We start from the raw sequence: 25,953 nt of genomic DNA, 5'->3' as shown, positions 1-25,953 counted from the left end.
ATACTTTTAGAGAAATCCAGTAAACATATCTTCCCCGTAATTAATTGACAAGCACAATTCTATAATGCTATTCTTTACGTGAAAGCTTACACTAATTAAAGTGAGGAAACAGCATGGTAAAATCACAACGTAAATGGAATCTTGCTTATTCAGTATTTATGTTTATGTTTTTCCTTACATTATTGCAGTTTAGCGTTAAGATTGCTCTTATTTTCGCTTTAGGCACAGCTATAGGTTATACTCTTCAAAAATCACGTTTCTGCTTTACGGCTGCTTTTCGCGACCCGATGATTACAGGAATTACAGAAATAACTCGATCCGTTATTTTATTAATAGGACTAAGTATTATTGGCTTTGCCATTGTATATCAAATTAGTCAAAACACTCATTACTCGCTTACCTTGTTTATTCTTCCATTCGGACTCGCAACGATCGTTGGCGGAATCCTTTTCGGAATAGGAATGGTTCTTGCCGGCGGTTGTATCTCAGGAATACTGATGCGGATTGGTGAAGGTTTTGAAATGCAAATGCTCGCTCTCGTGGGTGTGCTCATCGGAGCCTTCGCAGGAAAAAATACGCGATCTTTTTGGCAGGGAACCTTCGGAGAATGGCCTGGAATTTTTATTCCTGCTCTTCTTGGTTGGATTCCGACCCTGATTATTGAGCTTTTAATCCTAGCGGGCCTTTGGAAATTGGCTAAATGGTGGCAACATAAACAACTTGGGGAGTAGGTGATTGACATGGAACAGTATCGATTAGAAATTTGGGGGGAAATGTGCCCGATCCCTTTGATAAAGGCCCAGAAAAAGCTTAAAACTATGGCAATTGGAGATATGCTGATTATGGAAACAGAACATAGTTGCACTTCACAAGGAATTGTCGTATGGGCTAAGAAAAATAAATATATGATTGAAGAGACTGAGATAGATAATGGAATTTGGCATTTGGAGCTTACGAAAACACACACGTAGAAAGAATGTGATTATTATGAAATCGTTCTGGAAGATCTTTTCGCATGGTCCCTGGCCTTATTGGGTTGGAGCTATAATTCTTGCGTTTCTAAATATCATCATTCTCTATGTACGGCAATGTCCCTGGGGCGTAACACTCAATATCGAAGAATGGGCGCTTTGGTTCGCCTTTAAGATAGGCCTAGCTAAAGAAAGTTATTTTACCTTTAGTGACTTATTATCCTTGGATGGAACATATTTAAATCTTGGAGTCGTATTAGGTGCCTTTTGGTCAACTCTAATAGCTTCACAAGCTCGTTTTCGCCCAATTCGCAAGAAAAAATTTTTTATCTCTGCTTTACTCGGTGGAATTTTAATGGGATATGGCGCAAGGATTGCCTACGGATGTAATATTGGTGGATTTCTTAACGGTATAGCCTCGGGCTCCCTGACCGGATGGATCTTTGGAGGCGCTATTTTGGTAGGGGTTTGGATCGGAACTAAATTATTGATTCGTTTCTTAGTTTAGTCCTCTGTACCCCTCCCTCTATTTAGCACAAATAACGCTCTTCAGGATCAGATAGAAATCGGATAAACCGTTTCGCCGCTGTAGATAAAGATCTTTGAGAAGGGTAAATAATGTTAAAATCCAAAGGCATTTCCATTCCTGTTATTTTTAGCACCTTCAACGTTCCAAGATATGCTTCCTTACGAACAGCAAGACGAGGAACGATAGCCTCACCTAAGCCCGCTTCGACTGCAGATTTAATGGCATCAATTGTTGTCATCTCAGTAATGACATTGAGGTCATTAATGTTATGCCCATGTCTTTCCAAAGCATCAGCTAGTATTTTCCGTGTACCTGAGCCATCTTCACGAAGAATAAGAGGTCTTTTCAAAAAGTTCTCAATCGAAATGCTCCCTTCCTCCTTTGAATGATGAGGAGAAGCGATTAAGACTAATTCGTCTGAAGTCACAGGAATAGCATTGAGGTCGGGGGACTCATGGTGACCTTCAAAAACGCCAATATTAACTTCGTTAACCATTAACTTACGTAAAATTTCATCAGAATTGGCAATTTCCAAACGAATTGAAACTTCTGGATATTCCTCTTTAAAAAGATAAATCGAACAAGGGAGAGAAACGTTCCCTATTGTAGTACTTGCTCCAACGATAATCTGATGACTCTTCCTTAGAAGAACACTTTCCAGTTGCTGTTCCATTTCATCGTGAAGGTCGAGGATTTTTTGGGCATAATCGTAAAAAACCTCGCCTGCTTTTGTTAAAATGACACCATGTGGGGTTCGTTCAAAGAGTACTCCTTGATAATATTCCTCCATATTCTTAATATGTGTACTCACCGCAGGTTGACTCATATGCAACAATTTTGCAGCCTTAGAAAAGCTTTGGGCACGAGTGACCGTACAAAATATTTTAAGTTGATAACTGTCCATAGCCATTCACCTACTTCTTATGTTGACTTTCAATGAGTGTAAATAAATTCTAAACTCTATCTCTATAATATCACATATCTGGCTATAGTATTTCTATTTTACTTATTCCCGCCTGAAGAAGGTTTATCCTTTGATACATCATGGCATTTATGACAGTCGTCTGAAGACTGTTTATCAGGATCCTGGAGGCATTTGCTACCTATAACCTGCGGAATCAGAAATTTCTCTCCGTTTGTTTTGCGATAACTAAACCATTGACCGTTTTCCAGGCGGACGTATGGTAATTCTTCTCCCTTTAATGTCTTCAGAATAACATCCCCCATTTCGAGAGAGGGAAAATCAGGATTGATGCGAGCTTCCGCCCAAGCTATATCAGATCTATCTGTTATTGTCCACTCTTGAGGCTTACTGTCCGTAGTTCCATGGCAGTCCTGACATTGAATTTTCAATGCTTTCCATTCGGAAACGTGCATCTCTCCATCCCCCATAACCTCCTTCCGCGTATGACAGTCGATGCAATCTAAGTTGACTTCACATTTAGTAAAAACTAATCCTGGGGAATATACATTCTGCCAACGCGTCTCCAAACTCTCTTTATCCGGTGACGGAGAAGAATTAACGCGATCTAAATCAGGACGGGGAGTAAAATCCATAGTGTAGAGTTCATATTCTCCCTGATTATGACATTGATTACACTGGGTGTAGGGAATTTGAACTGTTAATTTATGCTCCATCCCATAGCCTAGTTTTTCTTGTGATATGGTAACATCCCGTCCCTCATAGGTATGCTCACTATTACTAAGTACATGACAACTCTCACACCCGTTAGACTGAACTTCTAGCCCCGGTAGTTTCCCTTCAGTTTGGTGGCAAGCTGATAAACAAGTTTCTTGGAATTTCATCTCCTCTGCACGATGATTAAAGGGCACTTCTACATTAGTAGCCGTCTCCCCAGGCTTTAGCAAGATTTGAGGTGGAATATCTAGTCCATACATGTACCTAGTCATCGAGAGTTCACCCCCTTTACTGGCCATTAAGGAGGTGCTCATCAAATCCACCTGATTATCAATCTCATGTTTATTTCCACTATGGCACTGTCCAACTGCTGAACTCCCACCTCCGCAACTTAGCCGGGTCACGTCCAACTGCCCTGAGTGCCCTCCCCCATACATCCCCTCATGAGCCGTCTTCTCATCTAAGGATAAGGCATTTCCCCCATGGCAAACCGTACATCCCATATCACTAGGGTGGGACTTAGAAATTTCCTCAATTCCTAAATGACAGGTTGTACAACGCTCAATGTTGCCGTTTGATAATCGGATCTCCTGCACTGTGGGTTTCTTTTCCTGCCATTCCTTTATCTTTTGTTTTATTTGTTCCGCTTCCTCTTCTCCTTGGACCTTAGTCATATTTTCTTGAAGAACAGCAATTTGTGCTTCAAAATATTTTGTTTGCCAAGTCTGCCATGCGGAAGAGCTATATGATTTCACTGCCCAAAAAAACATTGCAAAGCAAATAAGAATTGCCAATCCCAAAAATACCTTTAAACGCTTAGACATTCTTGACCCCCCCTTCAGTCCATAAACCAATACAAAAATGTTAATCCTACCCAAGTCAAACTCAGAACCAGGAAAACGATCCATGTCCACATTTTACCTATTTTTTGTGCCCACCACGGTAAACTTAAAAGCACTATCCCCGACAGAACAGGCAATACCCACCCACTCAGCCAAACTGGAAACCGTTGTAAAAGCCATTGAATTGATCCAAATACCCAGGGCGCTTTAGATATACCCACTGCGGTAGCCTCTGCAGAGCTATCTAAAGGGACTTTTAATAGAATAGTTAAGCCAAATAATAAGCCCAACCAAAGAAATGTACTAATATATTCCCTCGCCTGCAACTCACTCAATATGACCTTATCGTTTTTATTGGGTTCAATATTTTCTTCCTGTACATCCGTAATACTTTCTTTCTCAGCACGTAATCTTGCTTGCCACACTCTATCGCATCTCCTTTACAAAGGTCGCACCCCACCATTTTTCCGTACCCGCCAAAAATGGAACATCTGTAAAAAGCCTGCTATTCCCGACAAAATAAAAATGTGCCAAACAAAAACATTTATGGTACTCCCATTAAGAGGCGAAGGTTGTCCAAAAAAAACTATTGCCAAAGCTTGCCCACCAGGTAACGTTCTAAGCAAAGTTTGTCCAACTGATGCCGCGGCTCCGCTTTCCTGTCCCCCCCTTAGAAGGTAACCAGAATAGTCTAATATCACAGTCGAGACAAAAAGTACTACCCCAACAATCCAATTAAGCTCGCTTATAGGTCTGTAGGACCTAGTCCATACCACCCTTACCATATGTAAAAAAACACTGATCACCATCAACTGGCCTGCCCAAAAATGCAGTGAACGTATGAATCCCCCATAAGGCAGCGCGGAATCGATTTCACTCAGGGTAGCAAATGCTTTATCTCCAGGCTGATAATAAAACATGAGTAGCACTCCAGTGATAGTCAATATGGTAAAAGCCAAGAAAGAAAATCCACCCAAGCAGAAAGTAGCTCTAAGACGAAGAGCTCCTGCTTTTATTTGGCGAGGGCGAATATGTCCGATAAAGGAACTCTTTTCCTTTTTAACCATCTTGTTCTCCCTCCTGTACTTACCCTTTTGGCTGATTTAGAATATAATAACCGTCTTTCTCTTTTATGCTTGCTCGTACTAAGGGAATAACAGCTGGCCCTTGAATAGGCTGACCTTCTCTATTATAACGACTACCATGGCAGGGGCAAAGCCATTGGTCCTGTTCGAGATTAAAGTTCACTTCACACCCCAAATGAGTACAACTACCCCAGATCGCCTCCACCCCATTATCTCCCTGACGTAGCCAAAAGCGAGTTTGCTCCAATCGCTTCCAATTCTGACTCAAAGGCATTTCACTACTAGCAATACGGGCCTCGGCCAATCGATCCTCGTTCCCCGTCAAATAGCGACCTATAGGGTAAAGGCAACCTACCCCTATGACAATAAGAGCTTTACGTCCCAAATTTAAGACTTGTCGCCTACTGTAGAGCAACCGATCATCTGTCAACAAGGTCACCCCTTTATATATTTAATATCCATGAGTTCTACGAACTCGCGTCTTACTTTTTCTCCGTAATTCGACACGTCTCTACTATTAAAAATTTCGAGAGCAACACGACATTATCCTGCAATCTTAGTTAGGAACACATATTTTCTTCTATTACATAAGCTTTATTGCACAGTTTTAAAACTTTTTCGAATTATTCATTCATTATATGATTTACAATTATAAAAAATTTAACAGACACGAAACCACAGTTTTTTCAGTTTGAAGCAGGAACATATAATATGACCACGAATACAATAATATAATCAGAATATTCTATTATATATACGATTAAGAGATTCCGAAAGAAAGACTAGAAGAGGGGGAGTTAGGATGCCGAAGTTTCCCGTTGTTTATGGAATAGGCTTTGGAATCCTTATTGCATTTGTTTTTATGAAATTTGTTTTAAAAGATGCTAATCTACTACTGCTGCTGAGCTGTTTAGCCTTAGCCATCGGTACTCTTGTCGCTCTTTTCGAGATAAAAGAGCCTCCCCCAGGATCACCGCCAACTTCATAAAATTAATCTTACGCAAATGCTTTCTCTGCAGTAATCACTCAATACTTTTCTTTTAGAATCATGATATATTTGCGAAAAGAAAACGGGCTTAAAGCCCGTATAAGTATAAACGAGGATATAATATTCAATTGATCCTCTAAACTGCCAAATTATCTGAACAACTGTCCAGTATACACAACGAAGTATCGTAAACACAGTCCCCCAATAACGACCATCCCACAAACCGGAATAACAATATTTTTGTGTTTAGCAACACCATAAATTGATAAAATCAATGGAATTAATAATCCTATCAAGACAACTCCTAACCAGAAGAGAGCAGTCATACTTTCAGTAAAGTAAATAGGATTGACGGATAGATAAAGAATAGAGAGTAAGATGATCTCTACAATGATGAGAACAATATCAACTTTTTTATAAACAGTTAAATCACTGCAATTGACTGCTCCAATCAAAGTAGCTGCTAAACCAGTAGAAATTGCAGACACTAAAAATAGAATAGGCAAGAATGGAATTGATTCACTACCTAAAAACGATGTGTGCCAGAAACTGTTGGTTGCTATTGCGGATAATAAGAAACCCGTGTACGAAGCTGTTCCAATCGAAAACAGAACTCCCAACGCGGCTATAGGTTTACGAATAGCTTGAATGCCCTGACCTATAGAAGTAACTTTTGTTATCATTGAGGTAGCTGCTACTTCGGCGTTAGCAGTAGTGATCAGAACCTTTTTTTCTGCTGCAGCACTTGACCATACAAGAAAACCATATACAACTGACAAAGCTGAGAAACCCGAGACGATAAAGACACCGATTGACATTACCGATCCAAAGTTCACATTAAGAAGAAGTTTCCAGAAAGTGAACGGACGACCTAAGTCAACAACCAATAACAATAAACCAATGATAATTGTAATTGGAGCAATATAGGCTCCAGATCGAATTACCTTTGAATACTGCTTTTTATTGAAAAGATCTGTCAAGGAAGCAGTTAGAAATGCTCCACCGGCAATCCCGGCTAGGAATAAATAAATTGCAATCATTCCGCCCCAAGCAAGTTCATTTGCACTTGCACTCGCACCCCAGGTAACGTCCATTTTACTTCACCACCCCTTCATAGATGTAGTTGACACTTGGGTGTGTGCCGAACTCAGGTTTACGAACTTCACTTTTATGTGTGGCCAGAAACTTGGAAACATCGCTTGACGGATCATTAAGATCTCCAAACATCAAAGCCCCACCAAGACACGTTGAAACACAGGCTGGTTTTTCCCCTTTAGAAACCCTTGCTTCGTAACAGAATGTGCATTTATCAGCCGCACCCGTTTCCTTGTTGAGAAAACGAGCATCATAAGGGCAGGCTGTCATACAATACTTGCAGCCCACACACTTATTAATATCGATCAAGACTACTCCGTCTTCATTGTAGTGAGAAGCCTTTGTCGGACAGACACTGACACAAGGTGCCTCTTGACACATTTGGCATGCTTCTTTTATAAAATATGTCGAAACATTAGGATAAGTCCCCTTAATCCCTTCTGTGGGAGTCTTCGTTCTAAATTGTCCTTCAGGTACATTATTCTGGAATTTACAAGCAACAGTACAGGCTTGACACCCTATGCACTTAGCTAGGTTAACAACCATAGTATATTTTTTAGCCAACAAAATCACCCTCTTTCAGTAAATTAAACTGTTTGACTTCAAGAATAGTCGCAACAGCGGCGTAAACAGGACGAGAAGAATTCTTAATCTTAGGCAAAATACACTTTAAGAAAGGATTTAAATGATTTTCTTCAAATTCTTTCAATGTGTACTCCTGTCCATTTTGGGCAAGCAAGGCACAGAACTCTAATTCAACCGCCAAATGATCAGGAAGCTCGCCACTTTCCGTTCCCATTGCATACCCACATTTTGCATAAAATTGTTTAACATTAAAAGCTTCCTTACCAAGAACCCTGCCTTCGACCTCGAAATAAACAGAGGCATAAGGAGAGGCTTCAACTGCACCTGTTTCAAAAAGAGGAATATAATGTTCCCACAAAGCATTGAGCCTCTGTTCCCCCTGCAGGAATTGATGACAAAAATTCTTCAATTCCTGAGTCTGCATGTCTATTCCTGGTATTTCTTCAGACCAGAGGATAATTAACTCTTCCAAATGATCAGAAACATCTTGGTTAGGACGGTGAAAAATTGCTGCAAAAGACAAATAGAGCTCTGCAATTATACTTTTGTCCATGAATTCTCCCTTTTTAGTTGACGCATTGACTCAATCAACTTTGCAAACTAAATATTTACTTCATTAGGCTTTTCGGACCGTTACAAACGTAGCAGAGGTAACGGTGTTACCCACATCTCCAATTTCATTAGGAATCAAACAATTACCATTGATGCCCTTACCGTATGCTCTCTTCAGTTCAGGTGAAATTCGTCCAAACCCATGATAACAGAATACGGTATCCGGCCGAATTCCTTCGGTCATTTTTAACTTACCTTTTTGCTCATACTTACCAGAAGAAATAACAATGTCATCTCCATCTTTCAAGCCGAGTTTAGTGCAACTCACTGGATTCATCCATAACGTATTTGTCGGCATTAACTCGTTCAATACCGGGATATTCGCCGTTCCCGCATTCGTGTGTACTGCGACTTTACCCTGGACAAAACGGAACTTACCCTCTTCTGGTTGTGGATGGCTCACATATTGCGGGATACCTTGTTTTGCTGCTTCTTCGCACTCTTCAGAGAATATCTCTATTTTTTTACTTTTATTTTCCAAGACATTATCTAAAGAAGCTTTGGGATCGTTAGCTCGAACGTAGAACGCTTTCATACCTGAAGGAGTCCAAACGCCTTTTTCCTTCATTTGATCTAAGGTTATACCCGTTGGCGCAAGTGTTTGAGTGAGATAGTCTTCCATATCTTTATAGCCAAAATAGTCACCGAGTCCCATCTTTTCTCCAAGTTCTTTATAAATCTGCCAATATGGTTTTGTATCTGCATAAACAAGCGGCACTGCAGGCTGCCGTAAGACAAATTTAGGAGTTAATCCTGACATATCAAAAATGGGTTCATAACGCTCTAAATACGTACATTCCGGTAATACTACATCGGAAAAATATGCAGTGTCAGTCATGTAGACATCACAGGTTACCAAGAGATCGAGTTTTTTGAATGCCTCTAAAACCCTCTCACTTTCAGTAATTGTTATATAGGGATTAAAACGGTGAACAAGCCATGCTTTAATCGGGTATGGATCTTCAGTTAAGATGCTCTCTACGATTTTCCCGACAGCTCCATCATAAGCAGGAATGATTTGACCTAGTGTTCCTTTAACGCCTGTACCATCAATTCTCGCTTTTGAAGGCGTAGGAAAACTCGGTTGAGCTATACCCCCTAAGCTTTTACCATAAGCAGCTTGATCTGGGAATTTTTTTAAGACTCCTGCTCCTTTGTTATGATAATAGCCCCCTGGAACTTCAAAGTTTCCAATCATCATATTAACGATCATTATGGCACGACGCAGTTGATAGTCATTCGATGTATACGCTGTCCGCCAACCAAAGTCTAAGATTGCCTTTGGTTTTGCAGCTGCAAACTCCCGGGTTATCTGAATGATTTTGTCTTTGGAAATTCCAGTCTCTTTCTCTGCCCACTCCGGAGTTTTATCCTTAACTGCTTCGGCCCATTTATCAAACCCTACCGTATATTGCGAAACAAAGTCTTGATCGTACAAATTTTCCTTAATTAAGATATTGGCCATAGCCATAACAAAGGCTAAATCAGAGGCACCTTTAATTGGAAGCCATTCACCTTTCGATGCAGTGACACTAAAACGCGGATCAAGGACTACAAGTTTAGCTCCATTGCTGATTGCTTTGGAAACTGCTCTAGTCTGAGCAACCTGAATTCCCTCAAACCAGTTTCGTCCAACAGAGATAATATACTTAGCATTTCCATAATCAGCAGCAATCGCTTCAGTTCCAAAGGTAGTATCTAAGGCCACATTACGAGTTAGTGGACAAGAAGCTTCATGGGAAAACGTATTAGGCGAACCCATCGCTTTCCCGATTGACCGGAAAAACCAATCATGGGGTCCTTTACGGCTTGCGAGAGCGATAGCTTCACCGCCGAATTGGTCTTTTACGTTATATAATTTATCGGCAATATAAGTGTATGCTTCATCCCAACTTACTTCTTTGAACTTACCAGAACCCCGTTCGCCAGTACGAATCATCGGTTTTTTAATTCTTTGCGGGTCATAAAGAAGTGACGGGCCTGCATTTCCTCTAGCACAAATCACGCCACCAAAAGCTGTATCATTGGGATTACCCTCAATTTTAGTGACTTTCCCATCTTTGACTTTAACAGCAATAGGACACTGATTCCGACATATTTCACATGAAGAAAATACTGTTGTTTCAGAATCTGTCGCCTCAGCTTTGAGATTGTTCAGGTTACTAAAGGTTCCGAACCCGCCCATGAAAGCCATGGTACCGCCAGTTCCATAAAGTAAACCCTTTATGAAATTTCTACGTTTCATACGTTCCCCTCCATTCATGTTGAAATCTGACATCTAATATAATAAGAATTTAATAACATTTATTAACAACCGCCAACCACTCCTTGGACTTCAGGCTTAGGCGCTGTCGCAGCACTACCGCTACTACTATTGTTAACGCTATTACTACCTGCTGAACTGATAATACCGTTCCAGTACAGCATGCCCCCGGTTAAAACTTTAACTTTGTTTTTATCGTAACCGCTATCTACCAATATTTGCCACGCTGACTCAGAACGACTACCATTAAGATCGATTAGTACAATTTCTTTGTCCTTACTAATTTGGTTAAGGTTGTTTTTCAAGTCAGCCAAAGGTCTATTAATCGCCAACTTGATATGCCCTGCTGCAAATTCTCTGGATTCCCGAACGTCAATCAACTGCCACCCTTTATTAGCTTGCATAGCAGCATCCAACTCATCGGTCGATACCTTAGCAGTATCAGGAATCATGGTAGTGGCAGTCTGGTTAACATTCGCCTGTTCTTGGCTGCTATTAGCCTTTGGCGGATCCTGCCCCGCCGTTGATTGACTGTTGCTGCAGCCGGATAAAAAAATCATGCCAAAACCTAGTAACAACAGAAAACTAAACATTAAACTCTTCGATCTCATTGACTTCGACTTAGCTTTCAAATCACTCGCCCTCCTCTTAAATAATTAATTCCTACATGTTTTAGAAGAAACATGTAGGCTCTACTACAGAAATTGCATTTTGCATTTTTACACGCTGCGATGTAGCCAAAGACGCAAAATAGATTTTTCTGCAGATGTTTATGGATATTATATTCGCCATGTACATGTTCTCTCCTGCACAATGTTCTATAGTTTAATTTTATGGCTATATAATAAATGTTTATAAATTGTGATAGAGGGATTTTTCACATCTTGGAGAATATGTTATATATGGTTTTCCAACCAAACTTAAAAAATAAAATTTGAAAGGGTGCTCAGACATGAAAAAAAGGAATTTATCTATTCTCTTATCAAACCTCCTAATTGTCGGCCTTCTCGTTACCGGATGCAGTCAAGCAAAGCCAGCTGCCACTACTCCAACAAATACAACAGCAGCAACTGCTCCTGCGGAAGACTCATCTAAAGCAATTAAAGGGTCAATTGAAACTTATTTTGGTAATATTGGATCCACTGTTAAAAATTCTTATAAAATTCCTGAGAAAGATCTCAAAGCTGCGCTTGATACAACCCCTGATAAATATGTAGTATTGGATGTTCGTCAAGCAAAAGATTATGCTGCTGGCCACATCAAGGGAGCTATAAACGTACCTTATGGCCCAGACATCGCGAAAAACCTTGATAACATCCGGGCTATTGCCAAAGATAAGACTTTAGTTGTTACTTGTTATACCGGCCAAACAGCTGGTCAAACAGATTCACTTCTCAATGCTGCCGGAATCAACGCCGTCTCTTTAAACTCAGGAATGGGTGGTAGCGGTACTCCAGGCTTTGAGACTAGAGGATGGTTAGGACAGAACTACCCGACTGTAACTGAAGCAACTCCAATGCCAACAGCTACAGCAGTTGCTACTAAGAGTAAAGCAATTGACGATGCAGTCCAAAAATATTTTGCTGCAATTGGTTCTACAGTAAAAGACTCCTATAAGATCGATCTTCCTGCTATGAAAGATGCCCTAGCTAAAGAAGCAGATAAATACTATATTGTTGATGTTCGCCAAGCAGCTGATTTCGCCAAAGGCCATATTAAAGGAGCTGTGAACATTCCTTACGGTCCAGAAATTGCGAAAAATCTTGATTCAATTAAAGACAATGGCAAAGGCAAAACTGTAGTTGTCTATTGCTATACCGGACAAACGGCTGGACAGATAGACTCCATGCTTAATCTCTATGGAATCAACGCCAAGAGTCTAAATTTCGGATTTGGTATGGATGGCTTTGCCAAAGGGTGGAGTGCTGACAAATCTTACGAGGTTGTCCAATAATCACAATTTACTTCTTAAGCAAACTAATAAAACCTTAAAAACTTTTACACAATAAACAAAAGCGAAGGGACTATTAATATAGTCCCTTCGCTTTTGTTTGCCTGGCAACGACCAAACTTTACTAGGACTTTTCAGTCCAAGTAAGGCAGAGCCGCTCGCCCACTGGTTAAGGCACAATATGCCCATCGCCATAAATGAGATATTTGACAGTCGTTAATTCTTTTAAGCCCATAGGACCACGCGCATGAAGTTTCTGAGTACTTATCCCAATTTCTGCGCCAAAACCGAAGCGTCCACCATCCGTAAATCGCGTTGATGCATTGACATATACTGCTGCTGCATCCACTTCCCTTTGGAATCTCTGAGCGATACTATAGTTTTCTGTAATTATTGTTTCAGAGTGCTTGGTACTATATTGATAGATATGATCCATTGCTTCATCTACATTTTTAACAACTCTAACACTGATGATCAAATCGAGATACTCTGTCGCCCAATCCTCTTCAGTCGCTGGAACTGCATAAGGAAGAATTCTACAGGTTTCCGCACAGCCACGAATTTCAACGTTATGCTTCTCCAATTCTTCACCCATTAAGGGTAAAAATGATTCAGCAATACACTGATCCACAAGGAGAGTCTCCAAGGCATTACAAACTCCAGGTTTCTGAGTTTTCGAATTGATCACAATGGGGATTGCTTTCTTGATATCCGCTTCCTTCTCAACATAGGCATGGCAAATTCCTGTTCCTGTCTCAATTACTGGCACAGTTGCATTTTGTACCACAGTTTTGATTAACCCTTCTCCACCTCTAGGTATAACGACATCGATATACTGATTCATTTTAATAATTTGATGAACCCATTCATGTGACGTTTCTTCAACGAGTTGAATTGTTCCTACGGGCATCCCTTTACTTTCTGCTGCCTTAGCAATAACGCGTGCTAACACTTTATTGCTTTCAATCGCCTCGGAGCCTCCTCTTAAAATCACGGCATTCCCAGATTTTAAGCAAAGCGCCGCTGCATCAACAGTGACATTGGGTCTTGCCTCATAAATCATGGCCACAACCCCAAGCGGAACTCTCATCTTCTGCATCCTTAACCCATTAGGACGTGTCCAAAATTCACCCTCTCCAACGGGATCCGCTAAATGGACCACATCGAGTAAAGCTTCGCTAATTTGATGAATTCCTTCTGAGCTTAAGCGCAAACGATTCACTAAGCTTTTCTTGATTCCTTTCTTCTCAGCTGCAACAATATCCCTGCTGTTAGCCTGAAGAATTTCCTCTTCATGAAGAATCAAAGCGTTTGCCATTTCTGTAAGCGCTTCATTTTTGGCTGCTGTCCCAATATAGCCCAATTTACGCGCAGCGTTTTTTGCGTTCAGTCCAATATTCAGAAGTACAGAATCAAACTCGCTCATAAACATCCTCCGAACTTAAATAAGATTTCAAGATCTTCTCTTTCTAAATAGCCACATTAAATTAAATTAAATTTAATCAATTCATTTCATACCATTAACGTCATATTATCTCGGTGTACAATTTCATATCCCTCGAGATCAGGGATAAGCCTTAACACTTCTTCAGAATGTTTACCCTGGGTGCAGATAACCTCTTCGCTACTTAATTCCACTAAGCCACGACCAATTTCCATTCCTTTGGCATTAACTATCCGGATAAGTTCTTTTCTCTCCCATTCTCCCTCAACACCGATAATCCCTGTAGCAAGGAGACTTTTACCCTCTTTAGCTAATGCTTTAACTGCTCCTTCGTCAATAATGATACTCCCTTCAGAAAGTCCGCCATAAGCGATCCATCTTTTCTTCCCCACCAAACGATGAGTAGTAGGAACAAAATAGGTACCTAATAAATTTTCTCCTTTAAAATACGCGGGCAAATCTTTCATCCGACTAGAATTCACGAGATAGGTTCCAATACCGAACCGTGTTGCAATTTCAGCAGCTTTAATCTTGGTAATCATCCCACCTGTGCCCAACTTGGATCCCGCACCGCCAGCAAGTCCTTTTACTTTTGTAATATCTTCAACCTTTTCAATCAAGCGAGCGCCTGGGTGGGTCTTGGGATTTGACGTATAGAGGCCGTCGACATCCGTAAAGATAACTAGCAAATCGGCGTGGACAATTCCTGCGACAAGCGCAGAAAGCCGATCATTATCACCAAAACAAAGCTCTTCAACAGCGACTGTGTCATTTTCATTAATAATCGGGATTGCTTTAAATTTAAGCAATTGTTCTAATGTATTTTGGGCGTTTTTGTAACGTGATGAATCGGCTAAATCAATTCTTGAGAGTAAGACTTGGGCACCAACCAAGTCGTAGTTATCAAGTACCTGAGCATATTTTTCAATCAAAACCCCTTGTCCAATCGAAGCCACTGCCTGCTTACCTGCAATATCTTTAGGTTTTGATGAGAGGCCTAGCTTACCCACCCCAGCCGCGACAGCACCAGAGCTAACAAGGATGCATTCAATACCCTGGGTACATATTTCAGAGATTACCTTAACGATATTTTCAATGGCGGTATCATCTAAACCACCCGTAGGATGATTCAAACTACTACTTCCGATTTTAATAACGATTCTTCGGCTCACCCCTGATACTCCCTTTCCATTTCTTCTGCCCGATCTTGACAAGCCTTAGCCGCACTCGTAACAATGTCTTGCAGATCTTTTTCCCAAAAAACAGTTAAAGCGGCTAAAGTTGTCCCCTTAGGCGAAGTCACTTCTTCGCGTAAACGAGCAGGTGATTTTCCTGATTCTTGCAACATTTGAGATGCTCCAAATAAAGTTTCTTTTGCAAGCATCTCCGCATCCACTTCAGAAAGTCCCGAACTTACTCCTGCTTGTATTAAGGTTTCTGTGAAGAGATAGATGTAAGCAGGTCCGCTTCCACTGATTGACATCAAAGGATTCAATTTATCTTCAGTGATCCATAGTGTTTTTCCGACCGCTTGAAAAATTTCTTCAGCCATTCGCTTGTGATTTTCATGAACTACACTTCCCTGAACTAAGCCAGTCATGGACTTCAATACGTAGCTTGAAGTATTTGGCATAACGCGCACCACAGGAATTCCAGGTAAATTCATTTCATAAGTTTTTAAAGGTATTCCAGCGGCAACGGTAATAAGGAGTTGACTGGATTTCAGGTCCTTTTGCAGATCCTTTAAGACCCCGAGCATATCTTTTGGCTTCACAGCAAGCAGGATAATCTCTGATTCTTTGACGATTTTCTCAAGAGTGGAAGGTATGATCATATACTGTTCTGCCATTTTCTGTAGTTTTTCTTGATTTGAACGATTCGTCACACGTATTTCACTAGAGATTCCTACTGCGCGCAAGCCACGAATAATGGCCTCCGCCATATTGCCCGCGCCTATAAAACCTATTGCTTGCATAACTCTACTTCCTCTCAATGTTTAATAATCAAAAAGGTTACTTTCATCCTCTTTACAAGGACGAAAGTAACCTTCCGCGGTACCACCTTAATTGCTTATGCCAACTTTAGCCCATTAACGGTGGGAGCCGTCTGATTTAGCATCAGCACTTCACGACTGGGTTTCGGCCTGTGCCCTAAGTAGCTCTCAGCATCCGCCACTCTCTCTTCTAAAAGCAACTAGTAGACCGTTTAGGTCGTTCATCAGCATTTTAATGTTATTTAAATTAACCTTATATTACCATAACTAGATTCAATTATCCACTGCTTCTTGAAGTTAACCTTTTTACAGTGCTGCGACTACGGCATCACCCATTTCCTTTGTCCCCATACGTTTATCCCCTGGACGAGCAAGATCCGCCGTTCGATAGCCTTGAGCGAGAACTTTAGTAACCGCTGCTTCGATCTTTTGTGCTTCTTCCTCAAGTCCAAATGTATTTCTCAGCATTAAAGCTGCAGATAGAATCGTAGCTAAAGGATTAGCAAGATTCTTACCGGCAATATCTGGTGCCGAGCCGTGAGCGGGTTCATACATTCCCTTTTTACCATTCATGCTTGCTGAAGACAACATTCCAATCGAACCACCTAACATTGAAGCTAAGTCAGTAAGGATATCTCCAAACATATTCTCCGTAACAATAACGTCAAACTGCTCGGGATAACGAACGAGTTGCATTGCCGCATTATCAACATACAAATGGGATAGCTCTACTTCTGGGAAATCTTTCGAGACTTTGATTGCAATCTCTCTCCAGAGACGCGAGGTTTCGAGGACATTCGCTTTATCAACCGAACACACTTTTTTCCGGCGATTTTGAGCGATTTCGAAAGCTAAACGGACAATCCGCTCAATTTCAGGAGCAGAATAAGACATCATGTCATAAGCGGAGAGAGGATTATCAATTCTCTTCTTCTCCCCAAAATAAACGCCTCCCGTAAGTTCCCGAATGACAACCATATCAACGTTCTCCACTATTTCTTTTTTTAGTGTTGAAGAATCAATCAAACTTACTAACATTTTAACAGGGCGAATATTGGCGTAGAACTCTAGCCCTTTTCTTAAGCCAAGTAGAGCTGCTGTTTCTGGGCGCTCTGCAGCAGGAAGGTGATCCCACTTCGGTCCGCCTACTGCACCGAGCAGAACAGCATCTGCTTCTTCGCAGCCTTTTAAGGTTTCCTCAGGTAAAGCTTTTCCACATTTATCGATAGCGGTACCGCCAACCCAATACTCTTTAAACTCGAAGTCTTCCGGAGAATTCGCCAAGACAGTCTTTAAAACTTTAACTGCCTCAGGAATGATTTCTTGTCCGATACCATCTCCAGGTAGTACTGCAATTTTAGGCATTGTTCTTCCGTCCTTTCACATAAGGAATAAGTCCACCCGCTTTAATCAACTCTTGCATAAATGGTGGAAAAGGGCGTGCTTGGTAACTCGCTCCCCGAGTTATATTTTGAATTTCACCCGTTGATAGATTTACAGAAACATCATCTCCCGCTTGAATACCCTGTACTGCTTCTGGACATTCAAGAATAGGAAGCCCAATGTTTAATGAATTCCGATAAAAAATCCGAGCGAACGATTCTGCTATTACTACTTGAACTCCTGCGGATTTAATGGCTAAAGGAGCATGCTCGCGAGACGATCCACATCCAAAGTTTTTGCCACCAACTATAACATCCCCAACCTTAACTGCCTGAGCAAAATGAGTATCTGCATCTTCCATGCAGTGTGCGGCTAGATGTTCAGGTGAGGTTTGATTCAGATAGCGTGCTGGAATGATGACATCTGTATCCACATCATCGCCAAATCTCCATGCCTTACTCATTACGCCACCTCCTGTGGATGTACAATTTCGCCTTTAACAGCGGATGCTGCAGCAACTGCTGGGCCAGAAAGATAAACTTCACTTTCGGGATGTCCCATCCGACCCACAAAATTACGGTTCGTCGTCGACAAGGCACGCTCGCCCTTGGCAAGGATCCCCATATATCCACCAAGACAAGGTCCACAAGTCGGAGTACTCACAACCGCTCCGGCATCAATAAAGATGTCGATTAATCCTTCCTTCATGGCTTGCTTATAAATATTTTGCGTCCCTGGAATTACGATGAGACGAACATCAGGATGAACGCTCTTCCCACGTAAAATTTCGGCTGCAATCCTCAGATCTTCCAGCCGTCCATTCGTACAAGAACCAATAACGACTTGGTCGATCTTTATTCCGCGTGCTTCTTCAACGGCTTTCGAATTCTCTGGCAGATGAGGGAATGCTACTTGGAGCGGAATATCAGCAACATTAAATTCAAATACCTCTGAGTATTGTGCATCAGGATCGCTTTCATAGACCTTAAACGGACGTTGGGCACGCTCCTTCACATAAGCGAGCGTCTTCTCATCCGCGACGATAATTCCATTCTTCGCCCCAGCTTCAATAGCCATATTACAAATTGTGAAACGATTATCCATTGACAGAGCCGCAATTCCCTCTCCAGAGAATTCCATCGCCTTGTACCGAGCGCCATCAACACCAATCTTGCCAATGGTATAAAGAATCAGGTCTTTCCCTCCAACCCAAGGTTGAAAGTTTTGACCCTTAAATATAAATTTTATCGATTCCGGAACGCGAAACCAAGCTTCGCCTGTTGCCAATCCAGCTGCTAAGTCAGTGCTACCTACACCCGTAGCGAAAGCACCCAGTGCTCCATAAGTACAGGTGTGTGAATCTGCACCAATGATAACATCTCCAGGAAGCGTTACCCCTTGTTCAGGAAGAAGGCAATGTTCAATCCCTACTCGTCCTTGTTCCCAGTAATGCACAATTTTTTGATTTTTGGCAAACACGCGCAAGGATTTACTCAATTCTGCTGAGGCAATATCTTTGTTTGGGGTAAAATGATCGGGAACCAAAGCAACCTTTGCCGGATCCCACACTTTATCCGTTTCAAACTTTGCAAATTCTTGAATCGCTACTGGACCGGTAATATCATTTGCTAGTGCAAGATCAAGCTTTCCTGTAATTAATTGTCCTGGAACAACTTCCGTAAGTCCGGCATGATCAGCTAAGATTTTTTCTGTAATTGTCATACCCACTGTTTCAATTACCCCCGATCTTAATAGAAATCCAGCCTCGTTCAGACGCCCGATTAACAGCTTGGATATAGGCTTTAATACTGGATTCAATGATATCCGTACTTACGCCGCGTCCACCAACAGTATGTTCATTAAACTGAACGCTGATGGTGACTTCCCCTTGAGCATCTTCACCTCCATCGATCGCTTGAAGAGCGTAACGAAGGAGTTTATGATCTATTCCTAAGATTTTATCAATCGCTTTATAAGCCGCATCCACAGGACCATCTCCGCAAGCTGCATCCTCAAAGCGCTGACCTTTATAATTCAATCCTAAAGTTGAGGTAGGTACAATTTGAGTACCGCTGGAAACTTGCAAGTATTCTAAGGTGATTTCAGGAACATCATGTACATGTGTGTCAACCAAGGAAAACAAATCCGCAGATGTCACCTCTTTTTTCCGTTCTGCTAAAAGTTTAAATTCCTTAAAGACTTCATCCATACGTGCCTCATCAACTTCGAGTCCCAATTCAGTTAGTCGTTCCCGCACAGCATGTCGTCCTGAATGTTTGCCTAGAACGATGGTATCCATATCTAGACCAATCGAATCCGGAGACATAATCTCATACGTTGAGCGTTCTTTTAAAACGCCATCTTGATGGATCCCCGACTCATGTGCAAAGGCATTTTTTCCGACAATTGCCTTATTCGGCTGAACTATCATCCCTGTCAACCGACTTACCATTTGACTGGTGCGCGCAATTTCTTTACTGTTGATCGTCGTTTCAACTTGATATTGATCACGTCGCGTCTTTAAAGCCATTGCAAGCTCTTCGACAGCTGCATTTCCTGCACGTTCACCAATTCCATTGATAGCACCTTCAAGCTGATGAACCCCTGCTTGAACAGCAACTAGCGAATTAGCAACCGCTAACCCTAAGTCATTATGGCAGTGCACACTAACCTTGACCTTCTCAATACCCTCCGTACGTTCCATAACAGCCCTAAGGAACTGAGCAAATTCATCCGGTGTTGCATATCCGACCGTATCTGGAATATTGAGCACGGTTGCGCCTGCCTTAATCGCTGCAGAGAATACGCGCCCCAGAAAATCGACATCACTGCGTGAAGCATCCTCTGCGCTAAATTCAATGTCTGCTACCTTGGATTTTGCCAGTTTAACCCCAGCCACCGCTTGTTCCAACACAGCGTCAGGAGATTTCTTCAATTTATACTGCATATGAATCGGAGAAGTTGCGATAAATGTATGAATCCTCGGGCTTTCCGCCTTTAAAATTGCTTCCCAAGCTCTCTCAATATCTTGCGCTTGGGTTCTCGCCAAAGCACAGATTGAAACTTGACGGACCTCCTCTGCTATTCGTTTAACCGCTTCAAAATCTCCTGGCGAAGCGATAGGAAATCCGGCTTCAATAACATTGACACCTAGCTTTGCGAGTTGCCGAGCGATCTGCACTTTTTCACCAGGATTTAAGGCCACACCCGGAGATTGCTCTCCATCCCTTAATGTCGTATCAAAAATATCGATTTGGCGCATATATGAACCTCCTCACCTCTAGACTTGAGATACTCCCTAAATATAGAAATTGACTTCAGGCGGAGTTTTAGACTCCACCTGAAGTTCTTGAGACCATACTATGTTTTTATACGCTATTTTAAAGACTTACAGCTCCGTTTATTCATATTCTTAATAAGAAATATTAGTGTTTTTTCAACCAAGGCATCATGCTACGAATTTCAGCACCGACTTTTTCGAGTTGATGCTCTTGTTCGCGACGGGCAATAGCATTGAATTGAGGACGACCTACTTTGTTTTCCATTAACCAATTCTTGGCGAAGGTTCCATCTTGAATTTCTTCGAGAACTTTCTTCATTTCCTTACGAGTTTCATCTGTAATAATCCGTTTACCGATCATTTGGTCTCCATATTGAGCCGTATCGGAAATGGAATAACGCATCCAGCCAAATCCACCTTCATTGATTAAATCTACAATCAATTTCATTTCATGTAGACACTCAAAATAAGCGCTTTCTGGTTGATAACCCGCATTAACCAAAGTTTCAAAGCCGGCTTTCATCAGTTCGGTAACTCCACCGCAAAGAACAGCTTGTTCACCAAAGAGGTCGGTTTCAGTCTCTTCTTTAAAGGTTGTTTGCAAAACTCCGCCTCGTGTACCACCGATTCCTTTGGCATAAGCCATTCCTATGTCATGCGCTTTACCCGTAGCATCTTGATGAACTGCGATCAAGCAAGGAACTCCAGCACCTTCTTCATAAGTTCTGCGAACCATATGCCCTGGGCCCTTTGGAGCAATCATGAAGACATCAATATCACTTGAAGGAATGATTTGTCCAAAATGAATATTGAAACCGTGTGCAAAGGCAAGAGCTTTACCAGGGGTCATATATTGTTTGATTTGGGTATCATAAACTTCAGCTTGTTTTTCATCTGGAAGGAGTATCATGACTACATCCGCTTTTTCAGCAGCTTGAGAAACAGTCATAACTTTTAATCCTGCTTCTTCAGCTTGTTTCCACCGACGAGAGCCTTCGCGTAGACCAACGATAACGTCTAATCCTGAGTCATGAAGATTTTGAGCATGTGCATGTCCTTGACTTCCGTAACCCATAATCGCAATCGTTTTCTTTGCGAGTACTTCTAAATTTGCATCTGAATCATAATACATTTTTGCCATGATTATTATCTCTCCTTTAATTTTGCTTTCTTATCCTTTTTCTATCTGAATTAAAATGTAAGGATAGTCAATTATTAACTGTCGAGGCGTGTAATTGCTATATTACCTGTTCGAACAAGTTCCATCAACCCAAACGGTCGAATCGTACGAACGAATGCATCAATTTTTTCAGCATCACCGGTAAGTTCTACAGTCACATTAGTTCTACCCATGTCGACAACGCGACCGCGAAAGACATCTACGATTTGAAGAATTTCAAGACGTGTATCCGGCTTAACCTTGACCCTTACAAGAGCGAGTTCACGATCGACAATCTGTTCCTCTGTTAGATCTGTAACTTTATGAACGACAACCAATTTAATCAATTGTTTCGTGACTTGTTCAATCACCGCGTCATCTCCGTCAACCATAATGGTCATCCGAGAAATACCGGGGTCTTCTGTCTGACAAACGGAAAGGCTATTGATATTATAAGCCCGTCGAGCAAAAAGCCCAGAAACCCGTGTTAAAACACCCGGGTTATTCTCTACAAGTACGGCTAAAGTATGCAACATACGCCTCACCTCCCTATCATATCGGTTAGTTCATTTCCTGAAGGAACCATCGGGAAAACGAGTTCGTCTTCAGAAATGGTAAAGTCGATAAGCACTGGCCCATCATAAGCGATGGCTTTATCAAATGCTGACTCTACTTCGTCCAAACATGTAACCCGAATTCCGAGAATATGGTAAGCCTCCGCGACTTTGATAAAGTCCGGATTATCCCTCAGTTGAATCTGGCTATAACGTTCATCATAGAAGAGCTTCTGCAATTGCCGAACCATTCCTAAAACTCCGTTATTCAGCAAAATAATTTTAATAGGGAGTTTACATTGCACTGTTGTTGCTAATTCCTGAATACACATTTGGAAAGAGCCATCCCCTGTAATCAGGAAGACCTGGGCGTCTGGGTCAGCTACTTGTGCGCCAATCGCCGCAGGCAAACCAAAGCCCATCGCTCCTAATCCTCCACTCGTAATAAAACGTCGTGGTTGGGAAACTGGATAATATTGTGCCGCCCACATTTGATGCTGTCCAACATCTGTCGTGACAATGGCTTGTGGGTCTGCTTTTTCTCCGAGAATGCGAATGACGTCTTGTGGCGTTAACTGATGTGTATTTTCATACGATTCTTGCCTTGATACTTGTTCCTTTTGCCACTCGCGGATTTGTTTCCACCAAGTATCGATCTGGGGTGGAACCAAATGCTTGGACAAATCTTCAAGCACATTCCGTGCATCACCGACAATCGGAATATGGGTCTTGACGACTTTTCCAATTTCAGCCGGATCGATATCAATATGAATAATCTTTGCTTTAGTGGCAAATTTGTGACCTAACCCGCTCGTGACACGATCGTCAAAACGCACACCTACCGCAATGAGCAAATCACAATCATTGACTGCGTAATTTGCTGACACAGTACCATGCATTCCCACCATACCGAGAAGATTGGGATGAGTCGTAGGTAAACTGCCCATTCCCATCAGCGTAGTTACAACCGGAAGGTTTCCTTTCTCAACGATCTTGCGAAGAATTTCTCCCGCACCAGAGCTAATTACCCCTCCACCGGCATACAAGATTGGGCGTTCACATTCAGCCAAAACACGAGCTGCTTCTTCGATCTGTCCCGCATTCCCCTTACTGAAAAACTTATAGCTTTTAAGTTTCAGGTCATCTGATGTAGGTTCGACAAAAGCCGCTTGGATATCCTTCGGTAGATCAATGAGTACTGGCCCAGGACGTCCCGTACGCGCAATATAAAATGCTTCTTTAACAATGCGAGGAATTTGACTGGCATCTTTAACTATATAGGAGTGCTTAGTAATTGGAATCGTAATCCCTGATATATCTACTTCCTGAAACGAATCTGTTCCCAGTAGCGTAGTCTGAACCTGTCCCGTTAAGATTACCATAGGAATTGAGTCCATATAAGCTGTGGCAATACCTGTCACTAAATTTGTCGCACCGGGTCCAGAAGTTCCCAAGCATACGCCGACTTCCCCACTGACCCGAGCATAGGCATCAGCAGCGTGAACAGCTGCTTGCTCATGTCGAGGTAAAATGTGGCGAATTGGGGAATGAAGAAGGGCATCATAAATTGATAACACCGTACCTCCCGGATACCCAAAGATAACTTTTACGCCTTCTTTAACCAAAGAATTTAGTAAGAGTTCAGCACCACTAACCTTAACAAGTGCTTGCTCTTGCTCTTTTGCTTTACCTTTACCCATTCGCCTCTCCTCCTCTTCTCCTCTTCTTCTCTATGTTGTTCGTCTAAAAGATGCCCCCCGTGATGCTGATTGTACATATTCCGAATATCGGCCCAGATACCCTGCTCTTAATTCGGGGTTTAAGTTTTCCAACGGAAGCGGATTCTGTTCATATTGCTCACGTCGCATTTTTCTTTCTTCATCAGAAGCTACCCAATTAAGGCGTCCTTCTTTTAAATCAATACGAATCTTATCTCCTGTCTTCAGAAGAGCAATTTCTCCGCCAAGTGCAGCTTCAGGAGAACAATGACCGATAGATAAACCTCTGCTGGCACCTGAGAAGCGTCCGTCCGTAATTAGAGCAACAGAAGCGTCTAAACCCATTCCTGCTAAGGTTGCTGTAGGTCCGAGCATTTCTCGCATTCCCGGTCCTCCCTTAGGCCCTTCATAACGAATGACCACAACATCACCGGCTTTGATTTCACGATTACGAATGGCCTCAGCCGCTGGAACTTCACCATTAAACACTTTTGCAGTACCCTCAAAAACCATTTCTTGATTGTCTAAGGCCCCTTGTTTAATAACTGCCCCTTCGGGAGCAAGATTACCAAAGAGGACTTTCAATCCCCCTTGGACACTATAAGGGTGATCCATGGGATGAATAACTTCAGCGTTTTGTACTTTATAATTCTTTAAGCGTTCAGCTTGACTGACCCCGGAAACCGTCATCGGAGTTCCATCAATGAACCCATTATCTAAAAGTTGTTTTAAGACAGCACTCACTCCACCTGCTTCATTCAAGTCTGCGAGAACGTTATCCCCCGCAGGAGCTAGTTTGCAAATTTGAGGAGTTGTAGCACTCACTTCATTAACGTTGCGAAGATCCCAATCGATATCTCCTTCATTCGCAATGGCTGGCAAATGAAGGATAGTGTTCGTCGAGCAGCCCAAGGCCATATCGAGAGCAACCCCGTTTTTAAGTGATGTCTTCGTCACGATATCCCTAGGTCTAATATTCTTTCGCAGAAGCTCCATCACTTGATAACCAGTTTCTTTCGCTAAAATTAACCGTTCAGAATAAACGGCTGGAATCGTGCCATTCCCCGGTAAGGCAAGCCCTAAAGCCTCAGTTAGACAGTTCATTGAATTTGCCGTAAACATACCTGCACATGAACCACAGGTAGGACATGCTTTGGATTCCAAGTCATAAAGCCATTCTTCATCCTTTTTACCCGCATGGACCTGCCCTACCGCTTCAAAAACAGTGCTTAGTGTAACAGGTTTTCCTTCAAAATGCCCCGGTAACATTGGTCCGCCACTCACTACGATCGCCGGCAGATTAAGGCGCATTGCCGCCATCATCATCCCCGGAACAACCTTATCACAGCTCGGAATCAAGACTAAGGCATCCAATTGATGCGCTTTCGCCATCACTTCAATGGAATCAGCAATCAACTCACGACTGGCCAGTGAAAAATGCATTCCCACATGTCCCATCGCTAAACCATCACAGACCGCAACGGTTGAGAATTCAAAAGGGGTTCCCCCATTTGCACGGATTCCTGCTTTTACAGCCTCTGCAACTTGTCTTAAATGCATATGCCCTGGCACCATCTCGGTAAAAGAGCTAACCACACCGATAAACGGATTTTTAATTTCCCGATCAGTTAAACCCAACGCTTTCAGCAAAGACCGATGAGGAGCTCGATCTACACCTTGTTTAATAATGTCACTATTCATTGGCTATTCCTCTTTTCTCCAATTATTAATATATCTTATTTCATCTAAACTAGTTTAATTATAACCTAGTTGCCACATCATCGACATGGTATGTTATCTAATTTAATTTAAGGATATTTTTAATTATTCAACCCCTTCCTCTGTTACTTCATATAATAATA

The 25,953-nt window shown here is 41.9% G+C and carries 26 protein-coding genes; 5 read left to right on the top strand and 21 right to left on the bottom strand.

Annotation, left to right across the window (positions count from 1 at the left end; genetic code table 11):
- Window positions 1–113 precede the first annotated feature (113 nt).
- Genes DESME_RS05600 through DESME_RS05590 form a run of 3 tightly spaced genes read left to right on the top strand, consistent with a single transcriptional unit; the run spans window position 114 to window position 1,479 of the window.
- The gene (locus DESME_RS05600) at window positions 114–731 is read left to right on the top strand and encodes a YeeE/YedE thiosulfate transporter family protein (RefSeq protein WP_006717773.1); all 618 of its coding nucleotides are present in this window, start codon (window positions 114–116) and stop codon (window positions 729–731) included.
- A 9-nt stretch (window positions 732–740) separates the two neighbouring features.
- Window positions 741–971 (top strand): sulfurtransferase TusA family protein, encoded by a 231-nt coding sequence (locus DESME_RS05595; RefSeq protein WP_006717775.1) that lies wholly within the window; start codon window positions 741–743, stop codon window positions 969–971.
- A 16-nt stretch (window positions 972–987) separates the two neighbouring features.
- Window positions 988–1,479 carry a YeeE/YedE thiosulfate transporter family protein gene (locus DESME_RS05590; protein ID WP_025248684.1) on the top strand — a complete coding sequence of 164 codons (492 nt, stop codon included), beginning with the start codon at window positions 988–990 and terminating at the stop codon, window positions 1,477–1,479.
- A gap of 22 nt (window positions 1,480–1,501) precedes the next feature.
- On the opposite strand, the gene DESME_RS05585 is transcribed toward DESME_RS05590, so the two are convergent.
- The 5 genes from DESME_RS05585 to DESME_RS05565 all read right to left on the bottom strand — a co-directional run bounded on the left by DESME_RS05585 (window position 1,502) and on the right by DESME_RS05565 (window position 5,496).
- Complete coding sequence (locus DESME_RS05585) at window positions 1,502–2,404, bottom strand: selenium metabolism-associated LysR family transcriptional regulator (protein ID WP_006717778.1); 903 nt, start codon at window positions 2,402–2,404, stop codon at window positions 1,502–1,504.
- A gap of 98 nt (window positions 2,405–2,502) precedes the next feature.
- On the bottom strand, window positions 2,503–3,963 hold the full coding sequence (locus DESME_RS05580; protein ID WP_006717780.1) for a hypothetical protein: 1,461 nt from the start codon (window positions 3,961–3,963) through the stop codon (window positions 2,503–2,505).
- Between the two features lie 14 nt (window positions 3,964–3,977).
- Window positions 3,978–4,406 (bottom strand): hypothetical protein, encoded by a 429-nt coding sequence (locus DESME_RS05575; protein WP_006717783.1) that lies wholly within the window; start codon window positions 4,404–4,406, stop codon window positions 3,978–3,980.
- Window positions 4,407–4,421: 15 nt separating this feature from the next.
- Window positions 4,422–5,048: a cytochrome b N-terminal domain-containing protein gene (locus DESME_RS05570; RefSeq protein WP_006717785.1), complete on the bottom strand. Its 627-nt coding sequence runs from the start codon at window positions 5,046–5,048 to the stop codon at window positions 4,422–4,424.
- A gap of 19 nt (window positions 5,049–5,067) precedes the next feature.
- Entirely contained in the window at window positions 5,068–5,496 is a 429-nt protein-coding gene (locus DESME_RS05565) for a QcrA and Rieske domain-containing protein (protein ID WP_006717787.1), read from the bottom strand.
- A gap of 372 nt (window positions 5,497–5,868) precedes the next feature.
- Here DESME_RS05565 and DESME_RS05560 point away from each other — a divergent pair, with 372 nt between their 5' ends.
- The gene (locus DESME_RS05560; RefSeq protein WP_006717789.1) at window positions 5,869–6,054 is read left to right on the top strand and encodes a hypothetical protein; all 186 of its coding nucleotides are present in this window, start codon (window positions 5,869–5,871) and stop codon (window positions 6,052–6,054) included.
- A gap of 149 nt (window positions 6,055–6,203) precedes the next feature.
- Here the strand turns inward: DESME_RS05560 and nrfD are convergent, their stop codons facing one another.
- The 5 genes from nrfD to DESME_RS15340 all read right to left on the bottom strand — a co-directional run bounded on the left by nrfD (window position 6,204) and on the right by DESME_RS15340 (window position 11,241).
- On the bottom strand, window positions 6,204–7,148 hold the full coding sequence (nrfD, locus tag DESME_RS05555) for an NrfD/PsrC family molybdoenzyme membrane anchor subunit (protein WP_006717791.1): 945 nt from the start codon (window positions 7,146–7,148) through the stop codon (window positions 6,204–6,206).
- A gap of 1 nt (window position 7,149) precedes the next feature.
- A complete protein-coding gene (locus tag DESME_RS05550) occupies window positions 7,150–7,713 on the bottom strand; it encodes a 4Fe-4S dicluster domain-containing protein (protein WP_006717793.1) in 564 nt (187 codons plus the stop codon).
- A complete protein-coding gene (locus DESME_RS05545) occupies window positions 7,706–8,287 on the bottom strand; it encodes a TorD/DmsD family molecular chaperone (RefSeq protein WP_006717795.1) in 582 nt (193 codons plus the stop codon). The genes DESME_RS05550 and DESME_RS05545 overlap by 8 nt, the downstream gene beginning before the upstream one ends.
- 63 nt (window positions 8,288–8,350) lie before the next feature.
- Window positions 8,351–10,591 carry a thiosulfate reductase PhsA gene (phsA, locus tag DESME_RS05540; protein ID WP_006717796.1) on the bottom strand — a complete coding sequence of 747 codons (2,241 nt, stop codon included), beginning with the start codon at window positions 10,589–10,591 and terminating at the stop codon, window positions 8,351–8,353.
- A 62-nt stretch (window positions 10,592–10,653) separates the two neighbouring features.
- Window positions 10,654–11,241, bottom strand: coding sequence for a rhodanese-like domain-containing protein (locus tag DESME_RS15340; RefSeq protein ID WP_006717798.1), 588 nt, complete (start codon window positions 11,239–11,241; stop codon window positions 10,654–10,656).
- 320 nt (window positions 11,242–11,561) lie between these two features.
- Here DESME_RS15340 and DESME_RS05530 point away from each other — a divergent pair, with 320 nt between their 5' ends.
- Window positions 11,562–12,563 (top strand): rhodanese-like domain-containing protein, encoded by a 1,002-nt coding sequence (locus DESME_RS05530; RefSeq protein ID WP_006717800.1) that lies wholly within the window; start codon window positions 11,562–11,564, stop codon window positions 12,561–12,563.
- 166 nt (window positions 12,564–12,729) lie between these two features.
- On the opposite strand, the gene DESME_RS05525 is transcribed toward DESME_RS05530, so the two are convergent.
- From DESME_RS05525 to ilvD, 11 genes are all read right to left on the bottom strand, one after another.
- Window positions 12,730–13,986 (bottom strand): glutamate-5-semialdehyde dehydrogenase, encoded by a 1,257-nt coding sequence (locus tag DESME_RS05525; RefSeq protein WP_006717802.1) that lies wholly within the window; start codon window positions 13,984–13,986, stop codon window positions 12,730–12,732.
- 86 nt (window positions 13,987–14,072) lie between these two features.
- Window positions 14,073–15,176, bottom strand: coding sequence for a glutamate 5-kinase (gene proB, locus DESME_RS05520; protein WP_006717804.1), 1,104 nt, complete (start codon window positions 15,174–15,176; stop codon window positions 14,073–14,075).
- Window positions 15,173–15,979 (bottom strand): pyrroline-5-carboxylate reductase, encoded by an 807-nt coding sequence (gene proC, locus DESME_RS05515; protein WP_006717806.1) that lies wholly within the window; start codon window positions 15,977–15,979, stop codon window positions 15,173–15,175. Before proC ends, proB begins: the two co-directional genes overlap by 4 nt.
- A 324-nt stretch (window positions 15,980–16,303) precedes the next feature.
- Window positions 16,304–17,362: a 3-isopropylmalate dehydrogenase gene (leuB, locus tag DESME_RS05510; protein ID WP_006717809.1), complete on the bottom strand. Its 1,059-nt coding sequence runs from the start codon at window positions 17,360–17,362 to the stop codon at window positions 16,304–16,306.
- On the bottom strand, window positions 17,355–17,843 hold the full coding sequence (locus DESME_RS05505; protein ID WP_006717811.1) for a 3-isopropylmalate dehydratase small subunit: 489 nt from the start codon (window positions 17,841–17,843) through the stop codon (window positions 17,355–17,357). The genes leuB and DESME_RS05505 overlap by 8 nt, the downstream gene beginning before the upstream one ends.
- Complete coding sequence (gene leuC / locus DESME_RS05500; RefSeq protein WP_025248682.1) at window positions 17,843–19,108, bottom strand: 3-isopropylmalate dehydratase large subunit; 1,266 nt, start codon at window positions 19,106–19,108, stop codon at window positions 17,843–17,845. The genes DESME_RS05505 and leuC overlap by 1 nt, the downstream gene beginning before the upstream one ends.
- 4 nt (window positions 19,109–19,112) lie before the next feature.
- Window positions 19,113–20,642, bottom strand: coding sequence for a 2-isopropylmalate synthase (locus DESME_RS05495; RefSeq protein WP_006717814.1), 1,530 nt, complete (start codon window positions 20,640–20,642; stop codon window positions 19,113–19,115).
- Window positions 20,643–20,805: 163 nt separating this feature from the next.
- A complete protein-coding gene (gene ilvC / locus DESME_RS05490; RefSeq protein ID WP_006717816.1) occupies window positions 20,806–21,801 on the bottom strand; it encodes a ketol-acid reductoisomerase in 996 nt (331 codons plus the stop codon).
- A gap of 74 nt (window positions 21,802–21,875) precedes the next feature.
- Entirely contained in the window at window positions 21,876–22,355 is a 480-nt protein-coding gene (ilvN, locus tag DESME_RS05485; protein ID WP_006717817.1) for an acetolactate synthase small subunit, read from the bottom strand.
- Window positions 22,356–22,360: 5 nt separating this feature from the next.
- Window positions 22,361–24,073 carry a biosynthetic-type acetolactate synthase large subunit gene (ilvB, locus tag DESME_RS05480; RefSeq protein ID WP_006717819.1) on the bottom strand — a complete coding sequence of 571 codons (1,713 nt, stop codon included), beginning with the start codon at window positions 24,071–24,073 and terminating at the stop codon, window positions 22,361–22,363.
- Between the two features lie 30 nt (window positions 24,074–24,103).
- Window positions 24,104–25,792, bottom strand: coding sequence for a dihydroxy-acid dehydratase (ilvD, locus tag DESME_RS05475; protein WP_006717821.1), 1,689 nt, complete (start codon window positions 25,790–25,792; stop codon window positions 24,104–24,106).
- Between the last annotated feature and the right edge of the window lie 161 nt (window positions 25,793–25,953).

This window comes from Desulfitobacterium metallireducens DSM 15288 (genome assembly GCF_000231405.2).
In the GTDB taxonomy this organism is placed as follows: domain Bacteria; phylum Bacillota; class Desulfitobacteriia; order Desulfitobacteriales; family Desulfitobacteriaceae; genus Desulfitobacterium_A; species Desulfitobacterium_A metallireducens.
The sequence above is the reverse complement of the archived record's forward strand: the minus strand, read 5'-3'. Positions and strand labels throughout refer to the sequence as shown.